Raw genomic sequence first — 19,443 nt, 5'->3', positions numbered from 1 at the left:
ACTTTTTTAATTTACTGGAAGAAACCCCATTTTACCCGATTGAAAATCGCGCATGGCTTCTAAAATTTCGGTTTGGGTGTTCATAACATAAGGCCCGTAGGTTGCCACGGGCTCGTTAAATGGTTCGCCCGACACCACTAATAATTTAGAGTCTGCTTTCGCTTTAATTGAAAAGCCGTCACCATCGCGATTAAATTCCAAAATTTGGTTATCGTCAAGTTTCACTTCTTCCGTTGAGTTAACCACCACATTTCCGCTTAACAAATACACCAAAGCATTATGTGACTGTGGAATATTGATGGTTGTTTCCCCTCCAGATTGGGCTTCTAAAACAAAGGCATTCACAGAAGTTTGTGTTTTTATGCGTCCGTAAACACCGTTTAATTCACCGGCAACAATTCTAACATTTACTTTTTCGTCTTTAGAGGTTACCACCCTAAATTCATTATGCTTAATATGTTGGTAAGCCGCGGGAATCATCTTTTTTTCGGCAGGCAAATTCAACCATAATTGGATGCCTTCAATATACCCGCCCTGTTTCACGAAATCTTTAGTTGGTGCCTCGACATGAATAATTCCGCGTCCAGAAGTGGTCCATTGCACATCGCCCGCTTTCACCACGCTCTCGTTTCCCAACGAATCGCGATGTAATTGTTCACCTTGAAACAAAAAGGTAATCGGTTCGAAACCCCGGTGTGGATGTGGACCTAAATCGAACGGATTATGTACCTCAGAAATATGATAAGGCCCATAATGGTGTAACAAAATAAAGGGATCTACCATATCAATTTTTCTGGTGGGCAACGGTTGTCTTAACCTAATATCGCCCATATTAACAAAATGGCTGGGGCCAATGTTTTTAATTGTATTTAGTTTCATTTTAAAATCCTTTCTTTTTATTTTCCATGGAAAATATTTAATTAAAAAAATGTTATCGCATTTTATCTAGCAATCGGCTCAACTCTGCCGCTTCATCATCACTAAGGTTTTCCAATAATTTACTGTTGAAATTATCTGGAATTTTCTCTAAAAGCGCCAAGCCTTCTTTTGTGATTGCAATTTTTACAATGCGTCTGTCGTGTTCACATGGGAGGCGTTCAATTAAATTTTTGGCGCAAAGCTTATCCATTAACCTTGTGGCATTTGGAGCGCGCTCAATCATACGATTTTTAATGGTTTGTACATTCAAAGGCTCACTGGCTCCGCGTAAAATACGAAGGATGTTATATTGCTGCGGTGAAATTCCAAAAGGTTTAAAAAACTCGTTTTGGTAGCCAGTTATCCAGTTGGCCGTATACACAATATTTATTAACGCCTTTACGTGGTTATTTTCAAATTTTGAATTGATATCTTTTGCTAGGTCTCCCATGTTTTTTTAATAATTTATTGTTGCCTATTATTTATAAAGCACATCGTGATATTCTGATTTTTTCTTAAAAACAGCATTTGCAAACGGACACAATGGTAAAATTTTTATTTGCTTTCCGCGCGCGTACTGTACCGCTGTTTCCACTAATTTATAACCAATGCCTTGTCCTTTTAAGCCAGCGTCGACCTCCGTATGATCAATAATCATTTTTTCCTCTCCGGCCATGCTATAGGTCATTTCGGCTTTTGTTTCTCCATCTATTTCAATGTAAAACTGACCTTTATTTTTATGATGCCTGTGTTGTACTTGCATGCTCTAAACGCTTTTCAAATTCTGAAACTGCTTTTTTCAATTCAGAATCCAATTCCTTGTTAATCAGTTTACCGTCCGAAAAGTTTTCCTTAAAGTTCGGCAACGAAAACACGCCAGTAATCTCGGCATTGTGGTACGGAAACCTATTTTGCGCAACGCTTAAAACTGAAGCCCCACCCCTACCTCCTGGTGATGCAGCCATGAGCAGCATGGGTTTCCCGAAAAAGGTTTTACTTTCTATTCTCGACATCCAGTCGAAAATATTTTTAAAGACCGTAGAATACGCTCCATTATGCTCTGCCAATGAAAGCACAATACCCTGAGAAGACTTTATCAGATTTAAAAATTTATGGGCATTTTCTGGAATTCCTTTTTCGTTTTCTAGATCTACGCCAAAAACAGGCAACTCAAAATCGTTTAAGTCCAAAACTTCAACCGTGGCATCATCGAGTAAACCCGAGGCATAAGTCACCAACTGTTTGTTAATCGAATTCTTACTGTTACTCCCTGCAAATGCAATAATCTTTTTCATATCTAATAATTTGATAGCTCAAAAGTACAAAATAAAAATTTATTTTCCAAGGAATATATTTCCATGTAATATTATTTAGTATTTCATTAACATTATCCAATAAAAAAAATGGAAACTTTTGTACTTTAGCGACAAACTAGGACTACATGGATATCAACTTCAACAAGAACGAAGATCATAACAAACTTTTGGTTTCAGAACTTAAAAGACGTTTAGCAAAAGTAAGTTTAGGGGGCGGAAAAAACCGAATAGAAAAACTGCACAGCAAAGGTAAAATGACTGCCCGCGAACGCATTGATTTTCTGTTGGATGATAATAAAACAGCTATTGAAATTGGTGCTTTCGCTGGTGAAGACATGTACAAAGAACACGGCGGTTGCCCCTCCGGCGGTGTGGTAGTTAAAATGGGGTATGTAAAAGGAAAACAATGTATTGTTGTTGCCAATGATGCTACCGTTAAGGCCGGAGCCTGGTTTCCCATTACCGGAAAAAAGAATTTACGCGCACAGGAAATAGCCATTGAAAACCGATTACCCATTATTTATTTGGTCGATTCGGCGGGTGTCTATCTGCCCATGCAAGATGAAATTTTCCCAGACAAAGAACATTTCGGTCGTATTTTTAGGAACAATGCTATTATGAGCAGTATGGGCATTACCCAAATTGCAGCCGTTATGGGCAGTTGTGTGGCCGGCGGCGCCTATTTACCTATTATGAGCGACGAGGCTTTAATTGTCGATAAAACCGGTAGTATTTTCTTGGCCGGAAGTTATTTGGTAAAAGCTGCTATTGGCGAAACCATTGATAACGAAACTTTAGGCGGAGCTACCACCCACTGCGAAATTTCAGGAGTTACCGATTATAAAGCGAAGGATGATAAAGACGCCTTGACTACCATAAAAAATATTATGGATAAAATTGGGGATTTTGATAAGGCCGGTTTTAATCGCTCCGAAGCCAAAAAACCCATTGAAAAACCTGAAGAAATTTATGGTATCGTTCCTAAATCGAGAGCCGACCAATACGATATGTATGAAGTTATAAAACGATTGGTTGATAACAGCGAGTTTGACGAATACAAGGCCGGATACGGACAAACTATTATTACCTGTTACGCCAGGATTGATGGCTGGGCAGTAGGTATTGTGGCCAATCAACGTAAACTCGTAAAAACTAAAAAAGGCGAAATGCAATTTGGCGGTGTTATCTATAACGACAGTGCCGATAAAGCCACCAGATTTATTGCCAATTGTAACCAAAAGAAAATCCCATTAGTGTTTTTACAAGATGTTACGGGGTTTATGGTGGGCAGTAAAAGCGAACATGGCGGCATAATAAAAGATGGTGCTAAAATGGTAAATGCCGTGAGCAATTCGGTTGTACCCAAGTTTACCATTGTGATTGGGAACAGTTACGGCGCTGGAAATTATGCCATGTGCGGAAAAGCATATGATCCCAGGCTGATTGTGGCTTGGCCTAGTGCTGAACTGGCCGTTATGAGCGGAAATTCGGCCGCTAAAGTATTACTGCAGATTGAAAAAGCCTCGTTGGAAAAACAAGGTGAAAAAATAACCAAAGAAAAAGAAGCCGAACTGTACGACAAAATAAAAAGCCGATACGACAACCAAGTATCGCCATATTACGCTGCAGCTCGAATCTGGACTGATGCTATTATCGACCCGTTGGATACACGAGCGTGGATAAGCATGGGTATTGAAGCAGCCAATCATGCTCCTATTGAAAAGCCTTTTAATATGGGCGTGCTTCAGGTGTAATTTCCAAAACTGACCATTTTTTCGTATCTTATGTATTGAAAACCAACAACTTTTCAATCATGGATACAATAAAAACCCTAAATAAGTGGGCCAACCGCCATACTTATTTGCCCATTGATCTGTTACGTATTGTACTCGGTGGCTTTTTATTTTTTAAAGGCATCGATTTTATGTCGAATAGCGCCATGCTCATGGAGCTTTTTAAGCCCATGCAAAATATGGCGGGCGGTATGATTATGGTACACTACGTTGCGCCAGCACACCTTATTGGCGGGCTCTTAATTGCTTTTGGATTGTTAACCCGCTGGGCTATTTTAGGACAGTTACCTATCTTAATAGGCGCCATACTTATTAATTTTGTGGGAGAAATGCATTCTGGAAATTTAGTTCTGGCCTTAACAACACTTTTAGTTTGTGCTTTCTTTTTAGTTTATGGCTCCGGAAAACACTCTTTAGACTACTATTTTAAAATGCAGAAATAAACAAAAAAACGAGCGACTTTATTGCCGCTCGTTTCTGCTTTAATCATCGTTATTGGAAAGAAACACTGCTTTATTTTATATCTGTTGAAAAGGGAAACAATAATTGCATACCCTTTTTTTCAGACATAGATTTAATCTCTTTTAAAGCCTTATAATTTTCCTCTCCCAACTCTTCCTTTAGAATGGTTTCTTTTGTTTTTATCACCCCGAATTTTTCCAACATCTCGTCCAGATTTTTTTTGAACACGGGCAATTCCTTAATTTGATAGTCTTGAATTTCGGCGGCTTCGGCAGCGTGCTGTAAAGCCACATCAAGCCCACCCAACTCATCTACCAAACCAATATTCAGAGCATCGGTTCCCGTCCAAACCCGGCCTTGGGCAATGGCTTCCACTTCATCTAAAGTCATTTTTCTTCCTTGGGCAACACGATTGGTAAACAATTCATAAATATCTAAAATACCTTCCTTTATAAATTTACGTTGTGTTGAATTTAGCGGTTCGAAAAAACTGTAAGTTACCGCATTGGCGTTGGTTTTTACCTGTTCTGCATTTATACCCAAATTATCGGCCAACTGCTTGCCATTAGGCAACACACCAAACACACCAATACTTCCCGTAATAGTGGTGGGTTCGGCAATAATGTAATCGGCATTACAGGCCATGTAATACCCTCCCGATGCTGCAAAATCGCCCATTGAAACAATTACCGGTTTTACTTTTTTGGTCAATGTAATCTCACGCCAAATAAGCTCACTCGCCAATGCACTGCCTCCAGGTGAATTGATGCGAAGCACCACGGCCTTAACATTATCGTCTTCTCTGGCCTCTACCAAAGATTTCCCCATGGTTCCTTGACCAATAGCGTTTTCGTCGCCTTCACCGTAAATAATATCGCCCTCGGCATAAATTACGGCTATTTTATCCTTTTTATATCTATTAACCTTGTTTGCAGCAAAACGAGCATAATCGCGAATTGTAACCGATGGTAATTCTTCATCGATGTTAATTCCAACCGCACGTTTTATACCGTTCATGTACTCATCGTAATAACCAATTTTATCTACCAATTTAGTTTCTAAAGCCATTTCAGGATTTCGGGCCAATAGACTATCGGCGATAATATTTAACCGCTCTTCCGAAATGTTTCTGCTCGACGAAATATCGCTTTTCATTTCTCCCCAAAGCGAGCTTAAATATGCCGAAATTTGTTCACGATTATTATCGCTCATTTCGTTATCTAAAAATGGTTCAACAGCACTTTTGTACTTGCCTAAACGAACCACTTCCATTTTAAGCCCCGTTTTTTCCTGAAAATCTTTAAAATATAAACGCTCTGAATACAGGCCCTTAAATTCCATCATTCCCACTGGGTTGATATAAATAGTATCGGCCACCGAACTTAAATAGTAGTCTTTTTGGGTATAAATATCGGAATACGACACTATGAATTTTCCAGATTCCTTAAACTTGAGCAGTGCGCCACGAAGGGCTTTGGTTTGCGAAATACCGGCATCGATAAAATTATTATCAATGGAAATGCCTTTTATTTTATCGTCTGTTGCAGCATAATTTATAGCGTCAATAAGATTGAATAATCCGTTTTTATCGTGTTCGTTTAAAAACGGGTATTCTTCAAATTCTATTTTCCCTGCATAATCCTTAATAGGGAAATCCAATCTCAATTCGAGTACCGAATTAGGTTTTACTTTTACGGTTTCATTAGGGTCGGCACCAAAAAGTGCGCCCAAAACAAGTAATCCGAAAAAACAAAGTGTTACAAACACTATTATCCCGACTACAGTGGCCAGCACGCGTTTTAAAAAATTCATAATTAATATTTTTTAGTAAGTTGCAAAAATAGCCGAAACGTTACGCCAAATCTATAAATTTAACAGTTCCAGTGTTTTTTCCCTATGGATTTTCCCCGACGAGGTTTGCTTAAACTTGGGCACGGTAAGCACCTCTTTGGGCTTTTCGTATTTATCCAACACATCAAAAATAGCGGGGTCTAGATTATTCTCTTTGGCCTCTAAAACCAACACCAGTTTTTCACCCAATGTGTCATCTGGTTTTGAAGCTATAAAAAACTCGCCCGGTATCTTGCTTTGCAACTTTCGTTCAATTTGCTCTGGAAATAATTTTATCCCCCCCGAATTAATAACATTATCATACCTACCCAACCATTCAAAACAGGTGTTGGAATGAATTTTTACAATATCGTTAGTAACAATTTTTTCTTCGGAAAGATGTGGAGCCTCGATTACCAAACAGCTTCTGTCGTCGGTTGAAACGGTAATATCGGGCAATGTATTAAAATATGAGGTTTCTAACGATTCGCCCGCCTTAAAATTATTCAACTTTTTAACCGCAATATGCGAAACGGTTTCGGTCATACCATAAGTTTCATAAACCAATGGCTTTTTATCCTTTATCATTTCAATGATTGGCTTTGATACCATACCACCACCAACAATAGCAACTCGTATACTTTGCAAATACTTGGCAAAGTTTTTTAACTGCATGGGTGTAAAGGCACAAAAATCATAATCTTTTTCGTAGTCGATTAGTGGTAACGCTGCTGGCTCGGTCATATCGAGCTCCAAGCCCAACATAATGGCCCTAACAATCATCATTTTGCCTGCAATAAAATTGGAAGGCAAGCAATTCAGCACCTTATCCCCTGGTTGCAGATTGAAAAAATCGCCCGTTGCAATCGCCGAATTGACCATTGCCTGCTTCTTTATTTTTATTTGCTTAGGCTTTCCGGTAGAACCCGATGTTTTTACTACAACATGGTCATGCTGATCTAGCCAATCCAACAAAAAATTCCCTAAATCTTGTTGATAGGGCAAACCCTCTTTCACATAACTGTAGGCCACTTCCATAAGCTCGTCGTACTTGTAACTTAGGCCATCCAGTTTAAACTTTAAATGTACGTTGGTGTAATGTGGTATCATATTATTCTAAAATTTTATTTTCTTTGGGCGGTTCAACAACGGTTCCTAATAACTTTTCTTTCCAATTATTCCATTTATATCGTTTTGAAAGAATGAAAATCAAAATAGGAAAAACTACAAATACGGGCACAAAAATTTCAGCTATGGCCATTTCGGAAGGATCGGACAAATCTTTTAAAATAGAATGCGTTTGGAACGCTGTCCAATCGGCCGTAACCAACAATGCTGTAAACAAATTATTTGCTGCATGAAAGCCCAAGGCCAGCTCCAAACCTTCATCCATCAAGGTAATAACCCCTAAAAACAATCCAGTACCGATGTAATAGACCATAATAATATAACCCAGCTTTTCTACCTCAGGATTGGCAATATGCATTAAACCGAAGCCTATTGAGGTTATTAGCAAGGGCACCCATTTAGTCTTAAAAACAACACCAAGCCCCTGCATTAAGTACCCTCTAAAAAAATATTCTTCAAAACTGGTTTGCAACGGAATAAGCAAAACGGCTATTACGGCCAAAATTAAAAACGGTTTCAACTGAAAATTAAGTTGGTAATCCTCTGGTGCCAAAACATAGTCTAACAATACCAAGCCACTCGAAAGTATCCCCCAAAGGAAAAAAATGAACCAAAAGCGTTTCCAATCAATTTTATCCCTTACCGTGGTGAGCATTTTTATGGATTGTTGATGCAGTGCTTTCGCCGAAATAAATACGCCCAATAAGCCAAATGCAAACGAAATAAGCATTAAAAACAGGAACAGGTTACTGCCCAGAAGCTCAATCATTTGCGGAATATCGGTTGGGATTTGCTCCATGTTGGTGCCAAACAACTTAACCACAATGGCTATTCCCAAGGGTACCATACCAATAAATTGCCACGCAGCAAAAATTATAACCACGCCCAAAACGTAGCGCCACCAATCGTACAAACCCTTAAATGCCTGCTCTATATACATAGTTGTTCTTTTAAAAATTTTAAATTCCAGTGTTTGTGATTTGCATATTGCAATGTGCCTTTTTTCACTTCCAACGGACTTTCAAAATTATTGGTAAATAATCCGCCCGTGCCCAAACCTTGTGGCATTTTGCTGTGCTTTGCAAAGGTATATTGTGCAATGGCATTCAACCCGATATTACTTTCCAGAGCACTGGTAATCCACCAGCCTATATTTTGCTTTTCGGCCAATTGAATCCATGTATCGCTTCCGCGGAAACCGCCAACCAAGCTGGGTTTTAAAATGATATATTGCGGATTTATAACTTGCAGCAGCTTCTGTTTTTCAGCTTCTGTAAAAACACCAATAAGCTCTTCATCAAGCGCAATGGGCAACGGCGTGGTTTCGCACAATGCGGCCATAGCATCAAACTGCCCTTGTTTAATAGGTTGCTCTATGGAATGCAAATTGAATTCTGAAAGCTGTTTTAACTTTTTCAAAGCATTTTCGGGGGAAAACGCTCCGTTGGCATCTACACGAAGTTCGATATCTTTTGAACTGAATTCTTTTCGGATAGCCTTTAGTAAACCCAATTCCGTTTGAAAATCAATAGCGCCAATTTTCATTTTTATGCAACTGAAGCCCGCTTCGATTTTTTCCTTTATTTGTTGCTTCATAAAGGTTTCGCTACCCATCCAAATTAAACCGTTGATAGGAATAGCCGTCTGCTTATCTGTAAAATCAGAAGGAAATAATTCAAAAGTATCCTGACTTTCCAAAGATTTGAACGCCGTTTCCAACCCAAATTGTATACTTGGAAATTCAGTTAATGAAGCCAAAAGTGTCTCCAGCCCTGAATTAATGTTTTCGCAAACCCAATTTAGTTTTTCCTCGTAACCGGGCACATCATCGGCCGAAAGTCCTTTAAACAAAGCACATTCGCCAATCCCCTGTTTTTCATCAGAGTTTATAATTAAAAAATATGTGTCTTTCGTTTTTAACACCCCGCGAGAAGTGCCTCCGGGTGTTTTAAAATTTAAGGTATAGGGTTTATATGAGGCGTTCAGCATTTACAATTCTATATGTTCTCCAATTTCAAGAAGCATTAAATCTTTGTCCTTCTCGAAAAACTTCCTTTTAGCATCTTCGTGGTCTATTTCAATATATCCAAAGGTATCATAGTGATAGCCCATAACTTTGTTACATTCTACAAAATCGCTCGCTAGAATGGCATCATCAACGCCCATGGTAAAATTATCGCCAATGGGTAAAATGGCCAAATCGAGTTGGGTTTGCATGGGGATTAATTTCATATCGAAAGTCAGTGCCGTATCGCCCGCGATATAAATATTTTTATGTTCGCCTTCTAAAACGAAACCGCCAGGCTGTCCGCCATAGCTTCCATCGGGAAAAGAAGAAGTGTGTATCGCATTAACGTACTTCACGGCTCCGAATTCAAAATCCCATTTTCCCCCGTGGTTCATGGGGTGACCTTCAATGCCTAATTTTTCAAAATATCCAACAATTTCAAAATTTGAAACCACTACCGCCTGGGTACGTTTGGCTATGGTCTCTACATCGGCAATGTGGTCTTGGTGGGCGTGGGTAACTAAAATATAATCGGCCTCTAAAGTTTCAATGTCAATATGCGAAGCCTTTTCATTTGGCGATATAAATGGATCAACTAAAATGTTAACGTCGTCAATTTGAATGCCTAACGAAGCATGTCCGTAAAATGTAATTTTCATCAGCTTAAAAATTTATAAACGATAAAGTTCACGCTCGTTTCATAAGTCAATTTTAAACCATGAATTTACAAAATTATCCTATAACAAATGCCCCACTCCCATTAATATTGCCAATAAAACTGTAGTTAATGCCAACTTTTTTAGTTCGGGATCTAAAAGCTTGGGATTGGTATTACCGTTAACCTGTTTTAAATGAAGTAATAACGGTACATAAGCCACCACAAATATTAAATTGAAAGGCGATGTATAATATAAAATACCGAATAAAATAGAAACCAAAATAGCGGATAAAACCAACGCATTATGATAAATCTTCACATATTTTTCACCCAACTTGACAGCCAAAGTAATTTTGTTTGATTTTTTATCGGGTAGCCTATCGCGCATGTTGTTTAAGTTCAACACCCCTACACTTAAAAGTCCCACAGTTATGGCCGGTAAAAAAACAACATGGTCAATTTTTTTGGCATAAAGTACGTAGCAACCAATAACACTTACCAAACCGAAAAAGACAAACACAAAAACATCTCCCAGACCCCGGTAGCCGTAGGCCTTTGTGCCCATGGTATAGCGCATAGCCGCAACCACCGCACCTACCCCTAATAAAAAGAACAGCAAGGCGTGCCATAAATACTTTACCCCAAATGCTGTAAAAATGAGCAAAACAGCCAAACCAACACACACCAATACATTGATTTTTATCGCATTGAATAGTTTATCTGAAGTAATTTTCCCGGATTGCAAAGCACGTTCGGGTCCAATTCTATCGTTATTATCTGTGCCTTTTACACCATCGCCATAATCGTTTGCCAAATTGGAAAGGATTTGCAGGCTTAGCGTCGTTAATATTGACAATATAAAAATGCTCCATTGAAAAACACCGTTATAATGTGCCAGACAGGAAGCTAAAATAATACCAGAAACTGAAAGCGGCAATGTTCTAAGCCGCATGGCTGAAAGCCAAATAGAAACCTTCTTCATTATGGAATCCATTTTTTATCGAAGTTAGGCTTTCTTTTTTCTAGAAAAGCGTTACGGCCTTCTTTGGCTTCATCGGTCATGTATGCCAATCGGGTGGCTTCCCCGGCGAAAACCTGCTGCCCTACCATGCCATCATCTGTTAGGTTCATGGCAAATTTCAGCATTTTTATAGATGTTGGCGATTTAGCCAAAATCTCCTGAGCCCATTCGTAGGCTGTACTTTCTAATTCTTCGTGCGGAATCACAGCGTTTACCATTCCCATTTCAAAAGCTTCTTGCGCTGAGTAATTTCTTCCAAGGAAAAATATCTCACGTGCTTTTTTCTGTCCGACCATTTTAGCCAAGTAAGCCGAACCGTATCCACCATCAAAACTGGTAACATCGGCATCGGTTTGTTTAAAAATAGCGTGTTCCTTGCTAGCCAAAGTTAAATCGCATACCACGTGCAAACTGTGGCCGCCACCTACAGCCCACCCCGGAACCACGGCAATAACAGCCTTGGGCATAAAACGGATTAAGCGCTGTACTTCTAATATATTCAATCGGTGATAACCATCGTCTCCTACATAACCTTGATGCCCTCTAGCCTTTTGATCGCCACCGCTACAAAACGAGTAAACACCGTCTTTAGTTGAAGGGCCTTCAGCCGATAGCAAAACCACACCAATATTTATGTCTTCATTGGCGTCGTAAAAGGCATCGTATAATTCACTGGTGGTTTTAGGACGAAATGCATTTCTAACATTTGGTCTGTTAAACGCAATTCTCGCAACACCATTGCATTTTGCATAGGTAATATCTTCGTAATCTTTAGCTTTAATCCACTTTGCTTCTTTCATAATCACACTAATTTGCTCCAAAATTAAATTTTATTTTAAGAAACCTGCAGCTTATTGATAAAAGAAACCTTAGAAATTAAAAATTCCCTCAGCCCCGCTAAAAAAAACGCATTTTTCAACTTTACCAATAAAAACCGTTTCTAATTATAGAAATTCCTTCCTGCTTCAAAAATACTGCTAAGTCAGTTATTTTAGAAATGACCATACACCCGTTTATGACAAAAAAAGTGTTAAGAATTTACTTTATCGATAATTTTTACCTGTAAAGTTTTGGTAAAACATAAAAATGAAAAAGTAAGTAGATATGTGTATTGCCGTGTAGCCTATTTATTATTAATTTTACACCGTAATAATATTAATATTACATGTTATTAACATAAAAGTTGTTTTTCGACGAAATTATTTGTATTTTGCCGAAAATTATAAAACTAACCCCAATAGCCTATGATTTTAACAATTACCCTTATTCTTGCTGTTCTTGTTTCAATTAATTTTTTATTGTTAAGATTTAGTTGCAACAAAACCCCTAACAAAACAACATCTAAACAACCTGTTGTTTTTAGAATTGAAAACGAACCTGTAATCCTTGCTCCTACTGGTAGTTAATTTTACCAGCAGGTATTATTATTCTGAATAACACTGCTTAACCGATAAGTAATGACTTTTTGTGTACCTACCAATTCACTTTTGCCTTTCCTTTTGATTCTAAGTATTGGTTAGCCAAACTAAAGTGCTTATTTCCAAACCAGTACCCCCTATTAGCACTTAAAGGTGAAGGATGACCAGAGTTTAAAATATTATGCTTTTTAGCATCAATTAATTTTGCTTTTTTCTTGGCAAATCCGCCCCAAAGCAAGAACACCACATTCTCTTTCTCTGAACTTATTAATTTAATCACTGCATCGGTAAAGGTTTCCCAGCCTTTATTTTGATGGCTTCCCGCTTGATGTGCCCTAACCGTTAAAGTAGCGTTTAGCAATAACACCCCTTGCTTGGCCCAACGCTCTAAATTACCACTGGTTGGATATGGCGCGCCCAAATCGGTTTCTATTTCTTTAAAAATATTAATAAGTGAAGGTGGATGTGAAACACCATCGGCTACAGAAAAACATAAGCCATTGGCTTGGCCTGGGCCATGGTAAGGATCTTGACCAATAATGACCACTTTTACATCGTTAAAATGGCAATGGTTAAACGCATTAAAAATTTCAGACCCCGGTGGAAAACATTGATGCTGTCTATACTCTGCTTTTACAAACTCCGCTAGGTTATTAAAGTAAGGTTTACTGAATTCCTCTTGTAAATAAGGTTTCCAACTCTCGTGAATAGTAACATCCATAAAATTAATTTAAAATACGAACCAAAAGTTCCTTTAACAGATCGCCCTGCGGTACAGCATTGGCGCCTACCCCTTTTCCTTTAACATCAAACTCTCTTAGGGTAGCCACAACCATGCTGACTTTCCGCATAGGGTAATTTCGAGCTGCATCAATATATTCGTTGACAAAATAAGGGTTGATTTTTAGCGCTGAAGCTACGCTGCGGGGTGACTTATCATTCAATCCATGAAACTGCAACAGTTGCGAAAAGAAGTTGAATAACAGAGACACCGTTACCACCATGGGGTTATCTTTTGGGTTTTCACCAAAATACTTTACAATTTTAAATGCTTTAGCTGCATTTCGTTCTCCTACGGCCTTCCGAAGCTCAAAATTGTTATAATCCTTACTTATCCCTATGTTTTCTTCAATATGCTCGGGGGTTATCTGAGTACCTTTTGGCAGTATTATTTGAAGTTTCTCAAGTTCGTTGTTAATTTTACTTAGATCAGTACCCAAAAACTCCACCAACATTTGCGCGGCTTTGGGCGTAATATCATATTTCTTTGGCGATAACACACGGCGTATCCAATCGGCCACCTGATTTTCATAAAGCTTTTTACTTTCATAAACCACCCCAGTTTTTTTGAGTGTTTTATAAAGTGCCTTTCGCTTATCAATTTTTTTATACTTGTAGTTAACCACCAAAACTGTTGAGGTCTGAGGGTTTTCGGCATATTTGGCCAGTTTTTCAATGGTTCTCGACAAATCTTGGGCTTCCTTAACTATAACCACCTGGTATTCGGCCATCATCGGAAATCGCTTCGCGTTACTCACAATATCCTCAACGGCAACATCGCGACCGTAGAGCACCATTTGGTTAAAACCGCGCTCTTCCTCACTTAAAACGGTTTCTTCAATAAAGTCTGAAATCCGGTCTATATAATAAGGTTCTTCGCCCATCAAGAAATAAATGGGTTTTAGTTTTCCGTTTTTTATGTCGGTTACCAGCTGTTTTACTTCGTCCAAATCTTCTAAAAAATTTCAACTTATCATCGCCAATTCCATAACACAAGAAGTGCATCGGCGGAATTTGGTATCATAAATTGGTATTTACTGTTCTGTAGTTTAACTTTGAAAAATAAACGCAACAACTTTTGCAAGCACTCAATTTTCCGCAGTATTCATTTCGATTCAAAAATAAAGAAAATAAAGTTTCTATTTTTGATGCTATTCGTAAAAAATTCGTGATTTTACAACCTGAAGAATGGGTAAGGCAACATTGTATTCAGTATCTAATAGAAGAGAAAAAATTCCCAAAATCGTTGATTAACGTTGAAAAGGAACTGACCATCAACGGTTTGAAAAAACGTTATGATATTGTGGTATTTAACCCCAACGGAAGCATACATTTAATTGTAGAGTGCAAAGCGCCTTCTATCAGCATAAACCAGTCTACATTCGATCAAATTGCGCGCTACAACCTGAAGTTAAACGCTACTTATTTAATGGTTACTAACGGACTTAATCATTATTTTTGCCAAATGGATTTTGAAAATTCGCGCTACCAATTCTTAAAAAACATCCCCGATTATACCCCATGAGTATCGCCATTGTCATATTAAACTGGAACGGCAAAGCGTTGTTAGAGCAATTTTTACCATCGGTGATAAAGCACTCGAAAGCAGCTGCTGTTTATGTGGCCGACAATGCCTCAACCGATGGTTCGGTGGCGTTTGTTGAAAACGAATTTCCGTCTGTAAAAATCATAAAAAACGCCGAAAACGGAGGCTATGCTAAAGGGTATAATGATGCCTTGAAACAGGTTGATGCCGATATTTTTTGTTTATTAAACAGTGATGTGCAAGTAACAGAAAACTGGCTGCAGCCTATTATCGACACTTTTAACGCCCAGCCCAATACCGCTATTATTCAACCAAAGCTGCTCGACTTTAAAAAGAAAGACCATTTTGAATATGCCGGTGCCGCCGGTGGATTTATCGATAAGTTTGGTTACCCCTACTGCAGGGGACGTATTTTTAATACCGTTGAAAAAGATTCCGGACAGTACAACGATGTTTCCGAAATCTTTTGGGCCTCAGGTGCCTGCCTTTTTGTGAGAAAGTCTGTTTTTGAACATTTAAATGGCTTTGATGAACATTTTTTTGCCCACATGGAAGAAATTGATTTATGTTGGCGCGCCAAAAACTTAGGTTACTCGATAAAATACGTAGGCGATTCAGCGGTTTATCACGTTGGTGGGGCAACATTGAGCAATGCCAACCCTAAAAAAACGTTTTTGAATTTCCGTAACAGTCTTTTTGCCTTAACTAAAAACGCCACTGGCCCTATTCTTGTAAAAATGGGAGTTCGGCTAATTCTTGACGGTATAGCGGGAATCAAATTTCTATTGGAGCAAAAGCCACGGCACCTCTTTTCAATTTTAAGAGCGCATTTTAGTTTTTATAAAAGTCTAGGGAGGCTACTAAAACAGCGAAAAGCAACTGTAACCAAAACTAAATATTACCAGAAAACTTCGATAGTTTTCAGCTATTTCATAAAAGGAGACAAATATTATAAAAAGGCTAATAAATAGGTTTACCACGTAGTAAACCGTCATTTATTTAGTAGTATTCCCACATTAATAATTTCTTATTCCAAAAGACCCCTATTAAGGCGTAAAAATTTTGTTAAAAACTTTAAATGGCGCGTTTTTTGTATATTTTTGTTGAAACAATTAACACGAAATATTAATCCTTTAATAATTATGAGAAAAGTTTTATTGCTTAGTGTATCATCAATGATATTCTTAAGTTCATGTGTATCTAAAAAATTATATACCGACCTTCAAGCCAAACAAAAAGAAACTCAAGATCTTTTGAATTCGGCTACGGTAAAATTAAACTCTTGTTTGGAAGAAAGAGCTTCTGCCACAGCAAGATCTCAAGCTTTAGAAGAGCAAGTTCAAGACTTAAGAAACTACAACGACAACCTACAGGTACTTACTGCTAAAGGCGCTTCAAACATCGAGAAGACCTTAGAAAGCATGAAAGAAAAAGATTTAAAAATCACTCGTTTACAAGACGCCCTTACCAAAAAGGACAGTGTTACTTTAGCTTTAGTAACCAGCTTAAAGCGTGAGGTTGGTATCAACGACCCAGATATTGAGGTTAACGTTGAAAAAGGTGTTGTTTACATCTCTATTGCAGATAAACTGTTATTCCAAAGTGGAAGCTACGTAGTTACCTCTAGAGCTAAAGAAGTTTTAGGAAAAGTAGCTACAGTTGTTAACGGTAAGCCTGACTTTGAATGTATGGTAGAAGGCCACACCGATAGCAGATCTTACAGCAAGCCGCCATTATTGGATAACTGGGATTTAAGTGTAAAACGTGCTACATCTGTAGTTAGAGAGCTTCAAGAATTAGGCGTTAGCCCAAGTCGTTTGGTTGCTGCCGGACGTAGTTCTTATGTGCCTGTTGCAGATAACGATACTGCTGAAAACAGAGCTAAAAACAGACGTACACGTATTTTGGTATTACCAAAAATCGATCAGTTCTACGACATGATTGAAAAAGAAATGAAAAATTTAGCAGCGGGTAATTAATCTGCTTTTAAAATAATTTTAGAAAAGCTCAACCTTTTTAGGTTGGGCTTTTTTGTTTTCAACATTCTGACCTGCCAAAGTATATTTTCATTAGATTTATAGTTTTGTAAACATATTTCATCAATTAAATTCCGAAAAGACATGCTTCAAAACAACCATACCGTATACCGATTACTTTTTATTTGTTTTACTTTTATTTCTCTATATAATTGTAAAAACAGTTCAAAAACAGACTCAGAAGGTTTTGTTAGTATTTTCAACGGAAAGAACCTTGAAAATTGGAATGGTGACCTCACCTATTGGAGTGTAAAAAACGGTAATCTGGTTGGCGAAGTCACCCCAGAAACATTGCTTAAAAGAAATACCTTTATTATTTGGCAAGGTGGTAAACCTTCAGATTTTGAACTGAAATTGGATTTTAAAATTTCTGACAAAGGCAATAGTGGTATCAACTACAGAAGTACCATGATTGATTCACTCCCATTTGCTTTAAAAGGCTACCAAGGCGATATGGATGGCCGAATGAGATATACTGGAATGAACTATGAAGAACGCGGAAGAACCACATTGGCCAGTCGTGGTGAAAAAACCACTGTAAACCCACAACCCAAAAACCAAAGCCCGGACTCACTGAGATTAAATGTAAAAAACAACAGATGGCAAAGTTTGGATGTTGCTGAATCATTGGGCAGTGCCGATGATTTGGCAAAACATATCAAAACCTATGATTGGAATACTTTTCACATCATCGCAAAAGGAAACCGACTGAAACATTTTGTTAACGGCATACTTATGAGTGATGTTACCGACAACGACCCAACAAATGGCTCAAACTCTGGTTTTATTGGAGTACAAGTACACACTGGCCCTCCAATGAAAGTGGAGTTTAGAAATATAAAACTGAAGGAATTATAGAAATACTAATTAGAAAAGTAGCCACTTAAAAAAACAGCTTACGCCTCCTTCTAAACACTGATAATACCCCCCCCAGTACTAAAACCAAAATTTAAGGTATAGTAACCTTAAAAAACTATTTCTTTTGTAGGATTTGTTTTTATTAAAATAAAAACATTACATTTGAACGAACTTTTAAAGCGCTTTATCGATAAATTATTTAATAACCTCAAATCCAACCTTTAATGAAACAACAAAGAAAAAAAGCCCTAAAACTGGCTTTAGCGACGGCCTTTTTTGGGTTAGCTGCAAACCAAATGGATGCGCAACAAACAATGCTTGCCTCTGGAAATAATGCTACCGGAAGCGGAGGCAGTATCAGCTACTCCGTAGGCCAAATGATTCATGTAAACAATTCTAGCGAAGATGGCTCGGCCATACAAGGCATTCAATTTGCCTTCGACGATGCTAACCTGAGCATTATTGATCTACAAACCAATTTTAAAATTAAAACCTATCCAAACCCAACCACATCGGTTCTTAACGTAAAAATAAACGGAACCGAAAAAGCCCCTATGGATTACCAGCTATTTAATACATCGGGACAAATAGTACGAAAAGGACGCGTAAACGGAAACTCGACAAAAATTCTTGTTAACGACCTGCCTACCGCTTCCTATATTTTAAAAATACATAATAACCAAACCACAAAATCTTTTAAAATCATCAAAAATTAACCTACCATGAACAAACCATTACAATTTTTAACCGCTTTTTTCTTTGCCCTCACACTAAGTTTAAACGCACAATCTCCCGAAAAGTTAAGCTACCAAGCCATTGTTAGAAATTCTAGCAACGCTATCTTGGCCAACCAATCGGTGGGGGTACAAATAAGTATTTTGCAAGGTACTGCCAACGGCACGCCCGTTTATGTTGAAACACAAAATTCTACCAGCAACGCTAATGGCCTTATCAACCTAGAAATTGGTACCGGAAATTTAGTTAGCGGGGCTTTTAACACTATTGAATGGGGCAACGACACGTATTTTATAAAAACTGAAATTGACACTAATGGAGGAAACAATTACACTATTACTGGCACGAGCCAACTAATGAGTGTGCCTTATGCACTTCATGCCAAAACGGCCGAGAGTATTTCTGGTGGCATTAACGAAACCGACCCTAGCTTCACAGCTTCTGCGGCAAAGGGCATTACAAGCACAGACATCACTAACTGGAACAACAAACTTGCAGTAGAAGTAGATGGCTCTGTGACCAACGAAATTGAACTGCCAACCGGTGGAAACGACGGACAGGTTTTAAAAACCGATGGTAATGGAAACTATGCTTGGGTAGACCAAACTACCGACACCAACACGCAGTTGAACGAAACGCAAGTAGATGCTTTTGTGGCAAACAACGGCTATTTAATTGCTGAGGTGGATGGCTCTGTGACCAACGAAATTGAACTGCCAACCGGTGGAAACGACGGACAGGTTTTAAAAACCGATGGTAATGGAAACTATGCTTGGATAGACCAAACTACGGATACCGACACACAACTGAACGAAACGCAAGTAGATGCTTTTGTGGCAAACAACGGCTATTTAATTGCTGAGGTGGATGGCTCTGTGACCAACGAAATTGAACTGCCAACCGGTGGAAACGACGGACAGGTTTTAAAAACCGATG

Annotated in this window: 20 protein-coding genes and 1 pseudogene; 8 read left to right on the top strand and 13 right to left on the bottom strand. The window is 38.4% G+C overall.

The window, feature by feature from the left end:
• Window positions 1–6 precede the first annotated feature (6 nt).
• The 4 genes from HC176_RS12550 to HC176_RS12535 are packed head-to-tail and all read right to left on the bottom strand — an operon-like array spanning window position 7 to window position 2,213.
• Window positions 7–879, bottom strand: coding sequence for a pirin family protein (locus HC176_RS12550; RefSeq protein WP_167918806.1), 873 nt, complete (start codon window positions 877–879; stop codon window positions 7–9).
• 52 nt (window positions 880–931) lie between these two features.
• The gene (locus tag HC176_RS12545; RefSeq protein ID WP_167918804.1) at window positions 932–1,369 is read right to left on the bottom strand and encodes a MarR family winged helix-turn-helix transcriptional regulator; all 438 of its coding nucleotides are present in this window, start codon (window positions 1,367–1,369) and stop codon (window positions 932–934) included.
• 27 nt (window positions 1,370–1,396) lie between these two features.
• The gene (locus HC176_RS12540) at window positions 1,397–1,681 is read right to left on the bottom strand and encodes a GNAT family N-acetyltransferase (protein WP_167918802.1); all 285 of its coding nucleotides are present in this window, start codon (window positions 1,679–1,681) and stop codon (window positions 1,397–1,399) included.
• On the bottom strand, window positions 1,656–2,213 hold the full coding sequence (locus HC176_RS12535; RefSeq protein ID WP_167918800.1) for an NADPH-dependent FMN reductase: 558 nt from the start codon (window positions 2,211–2,213) through the stop codon (window positions 1,656–1,658). The genes HC176_RS12540 and HC176_RS12535 overlap by 26 nt, the downstream gene beginning before the upstream one ends.
• 146 nt (window positions 2,214–2,359) lie before the next feature.
• On the opposite strand from HC176_RS12535, the gene HC176_RS12530 reads away from it, so the two are divergent.
• Window positions 2,360–3,988: an acyl-CoA carboxylase subunit beta gene (locus tag HC176_RS12530; protein WP_167918798.1), complete on the top strand. Its 1,629-nt coding sequence runs from the start codon at window positions 2,360–2,362 to the stop codon at window positions 3,986–3,988.
• Between the two features lie 59 nt (window positions 3,989–4,047).
• Window positions 4,048–4,470: a DoxX family protein gene (locus HC176_RS12525; protein WP_167918796.1), complete on the top strand. Its 423-nt coding sequence runs from the start codon at window positions 4,048–4,050 to the stop codon at window positions 4,468–4,470.
• A gap of 70 nt (window positions 4,471–4,540) precedes the next feature.
• Here HC176_RS12525 and sppA read toward each other — a convergent pair whose 3' ends face one another.
• From sppA to holA, 9 genes are all read right to left on the bottom strand, one after another.
• Window positions 4,541–6,301, bottom strand: a complete 1,761-nt coding sequence (sppA, locus tag HC176_RS12520) for a signal peptide peptidase SppA (RefSeq protein ID WP_167918794.1) — start codon at window positions 6,299–6,301, stop codon at window positions 4,541–4,543.
• A 51-nt stretch (window positions 6,302–6,352) separates the two neighbouring features.
• Entirely contained in the window at window positions 6,353–7,429 is a 1,077-nt protein-coding gene (locus tag HC176_RS12515; protein WP_167918792.1) for an AMP-binding protein, read from the bottom strand.
• A gap of 1 nt (window position 7,430) precedes the next feature.
• The gene (locus tag HC176_RS12510) at window positions 7,431–8,387 is read right to left on the bottom strand and encodes a CPBP family intramembrane glutamic endopeptidase (protein ID WP_167918790.1); all 957 of its coding nucleotides are present in this window, start codon (window positions 8,385–8,387) and stop codon (window positions 7,431–7,433) included.
• Entirely contained in the window at window positions 8,378–9,436 is a 1,059-nt protein-coding gene (locus HC176_RS12505) for an o-succinylbenzoate synthase (protein WP_167918788.1), read from the bottom strand. The genes HC176_RS12510 and HC176_RS12505 overlap by 10 nt, the downstream gene beginning before the upstream one ends.
• Complete coding sequence (locus HC176_RS12500) at window positions 9,437–10,114, bottom strand: metal-dependent hydrolase (RefSeq protein ID WP_167918787.1); 678 nt, start codon at window positions 10,112–10,114, stop codon at window positions 9,437–9,439.
• Between the two features lie 78 nt (window positions 10,115–10,192).
• Window positions 10,193–11,107, bottom strand: coding sequence for a 1,4-dihydroxy-2-naphthoate octaprenyltransferase (gene menA / locus HC176_RS12495; protein WP_245234891.1), 915 nt, complete (start codon window positions 11,105–11,107; stop codon window positions 10,193–10,195).
• Entirely contained in the window at window positions 11,095–11,934 is an 840-nt protein-coding gene (locus tag HC176_RS12490; RefSeq protein WP_167918785.1) for a 1,4-dihydroxy-2-naphthoyl-CoA synthase, read from the bottom strand. The genes menA and HC176_RS12490 overlap by 13 nt, the downstream gene beginning before the upstream one ends.
• Before the next feature lie 673 nt (window positions 11,935–12,607).
• Window positions 12,608–13,273 carry a uracil-DNA glycosylase gene (locus tag HC176_RS12485; protein ID WP_167918784.1) on the bottom strand — a complete coding sequence of 222 codons (666 nt, stop codon included), beginning with the start codon at window positions 13,271–13,273 and terminating at the stop codon, window positions 12,608–12,610.
• A 4-nt stretch (window positions 13,274–13,277) separates the two neighbouring features.
• Window positions 13,278–14,282, bottom strand: coding sequence for a DNA polymerase III subunit delta (holA, locus tag HC176_RS12480; RefSeq protein WP_167918783.1), 1,005 nt, complete (start codon window positions 14,280–14,282; stop codon window positions 13,278–13,280).
• Between the two features lie 128 nt (window positions 14,283–14,410).
• Here holA and HC176_RS12475 point away from each other — a divergent pair, with 128 nt between their 5' ends.
• From HC176_RS12475 to HC176_RS12450, 6 genes and pseudogenes are all read left to right on the top strand, one after another.
• Entirely contained in the window at window positions 14,411–14,857 is a 447-nt protein-coding gene (locus HC176_RS12475; RefSeq protein WP_167918782.1) for a type I restriction enzyme HsdR N-terminal domain-containing protein, read from the top strand.
• Complete coding sequence (locus tag HC176_RS12470; RefSeq protein WP_167918781.1) at window positions 14,854–15,849, top strand: glycosyltransferase family 2 protein; 996 nt, start codon at window positions 14,854–14,856, stop codon at window positions 15,847–15,849. Before HC176_RS12475 ends, HC176_RS12470 begins: the two co-directional genes overlap by 4 nt.
• Window positions 15,850–16,020: 171 nt before the next feature.
• Window positions 16,021–16,857, top strand: coding sequence for an OmpA/MotB family protein (locus tag HC176_RS12465; protein WP_167918780.1), 837 nt, complete (start codon window positions 16,021–16,023; stop codon window positions 16,855–16,857).
• Window positions 16,858–16,998: 141 nt separating this feature from the next.
• Entirely contained in the window at window positions 16,999–17,772 is a 774-nt protein-coding gene (locus tag HC176_RS12460; RefSeq protein ID WP_167918778.1) for a 3-keto-disaccharide hydrolase, read from the top strand.
• Window positions 17,773–17,996: 224 nt separating this feature from the next.
• Window positions 17,997–18,488, top strand: coding sequence for a T9SS type A sorting domain-containing protein (locus HC176_RS12455; RefSeq protein WP_167918776.1), 492 nt, complete (start codon window positions 17,997–17,999; stop codon window positions 18,486–18,488).
• 6 nt (window positions 18,489–18,494) lie between these two features.
• Window positions 18,495–19,443, top strand: a pseudogene (locus HC176_RS12450) (hypothetical protein); the annotation flags it as partial.

The organism is Tamlana crocina, from assembly GCF_012037625.1.
Note: the sequence above shows the minus strand (reverse complement) of the source record. Positions and strands in the feature narration are given on the sequence as shown.